Consider the following 1820-nt stretch of genomic DNA (forward strand, 5'->3'; position numbering starts at 1 on the left):
AGTGCGACATGAGCGCCGCGCTCCCGCTGCTGCAGGTCAGCGGCCTGCGCAAGGCCTTTGGCGGCGTGCAGGCGGTCGATGGCGTGGATTTCGCGCTGGCGCCGGGCGAGATGCTGGCGCTGATCGGCCCCAACGGCGCGGGCAAGTCCACCACCTTCAACATGGTGGGTGGCCAGCTGCGGCCCGATGCAGGAGCCATCCGGCTGGCGGGTGTGGACATCGCGGGCCTGCCGCCGCGCGCCATCTGGCGCCAGGGCGTGGGGCGCACCTTCCAGATCGCCGAAACCTTTGCCTCGCTCACCGTGGTCGAAAACGTGCAGATGGCCTTGTTGTCCGCCGATCGGCGCCTGTTTTCGTTCTGGCCGCGCGCGCAGGACCACCGGCGTGCCGATGCGCTGGCCCTGCTGGCGCAGGTGGGCATGCAGGCCCAGGCGCAGCGTCCCTGCAGCACGCTGGCCTATGGCGACGTCAAGCGGGTGGAGCTGGCCATGGCGCTGGCCCATGCGCCCCGGCTGCTGTTGATGGATGAGCCCACGGCCGGCATGGCGCCGGCCGAGCGCCTGGCGCTGATGGCCCTCACGCGGCAGCTCGCGCGCGAACGGGCCATGGGCGTGCTGTTCACCGAGCACAGCATGGATGTGGTGTTTGCCCACGCCGACCGCGTGATGGTGCTGGCGCGTGGGCGCCTGCTGGCCCAGGGCACGCCGCAGGCCATTCGCGACAACGCGCAGGTGCAGCAGGTGTACCTGGGCAGCGGCAGCATGTCCGGCACGGCGCCGGCACCCGTGGGCATGGCGTGATGGCGCAGGCACCGTCTTCTTTGCCCCAGGCCTGCCCCGCGCCCCTGCTGGAGGTGCAAGGGCTGAACGCCTGGTATGGCGCCGCGCAGGTGCTGTTTGGCGTGGACCTGCAGGTGGGGCGCGGCGAGGTCGTGGCGCTGATGGGGCGCAACGGTGCCGGCAAATCCACCACGCTCAAGGCCATCGTGGGGCTGGAGGTGCGCCGCACCATCCAGCCAGGAGGGCAATTGCGCTTTTTGGGGCGCGACATCGCGCGCTGCGCGCCCTTTCAGGTGGCGCGCATGGGCCTGGGGTATGTGCCGGAAGACCGGCGCATCTTCACCGACCTGAGCGTGCGCGACAACCTGGAGGTGGGGCGCCAGGGGGCACGCCACTGGCCCGACGGCAGTGCGGCGCCGCACTGGACGCCCGAGCGCCTGTTCGGGCTGTTTCCCAACCTGGGTGAAATGCCCGATCGGCCGGGCGGGCGCATGAGTGGCGGCGAGCAGCAGATGCTCACCGTCGCGCGTACCCTCATGGGCCAGCCGTTGCTGGTGCTGCTGGATGAGCCCTCCGAGGGCGTGGCGCCGCTGATCGTGGAGCAGATGGCCCACACCATCGGGCAACTCAAGGCGCAGGGCGTGAGCGTGCTGCTGTCCGAGCAGAACCTGCATTTCGCTGCCGCGGTGGCCGACCGCGCCTACGTGCTGGAAAAAGGCCAGATCCGCCACCACGGCGCCATGGCGGACTTGGTGGCCGACCCGAAAGTGCGCGGCGACTACCTGGGCGTATAGGCCGCGGGCCCGGTTTCTCGCCTATTTGGAGAGAAATGGGCCGTTTGTGCTTATAAGGCGGGCGCAGATAGCTATTGTTTTAATAGTGCACGCCGTTCCGTCCCGATGGGCCCCGCCCTTGGGCAGCGACACCTCGGCGCGCTGCCCGATGGACCGTTGGCCGGGCCACGGGCTTGTGGGCTTCCGGCTCAGAACGATTCCCAGTCGTCCTCGCTGCGCGCCTGGGCAATGGCGGGGGCCGGTGCGG

General features: G+C 70.0%; 2 protein-coding genes. Both read left to right on the top strand.

The window, feature by feature from the left end:
- The first annotated feature begins 8 nt into the window (after positions 1-8).
- A complete protein-coding gene (locus ACDELDRAFT_RS22040) occupies positions 9-800 on the top strand; it encodes an ABC transporter ATP-binding protein (protein ID WP_005800873.1) in 792 nt (263 codons plus the stop codon).
- A complete protein-coding gene (locus ACDELDRAFT_RS22045) occupies positions 800-1573 on the top strand; it encodes an ABC transporter ATP-binding protein (protein ID WP_005800874.1) in 774 nt (257 codons plus the stop codon). Before ACDELDRAFT_RS22040 ends, ACDELDRAFT_RS22045 begins: the two co-directional genes overlap by 1 nt.
- Positions 1574-1820 lie beyond the last annotated feature (247 nt).

It is taken from the genome of Acidovorax delafieldii 2AN (genome assembly GCF_000175235.1).
GTDB classification, from domain to species: Bacteria; Pseudomonadota; Gammaproteobacteria; order Burkholderiales; family Burkholderiaceae_C; genus Acidovorax; species Acidovorax delafieldii_B.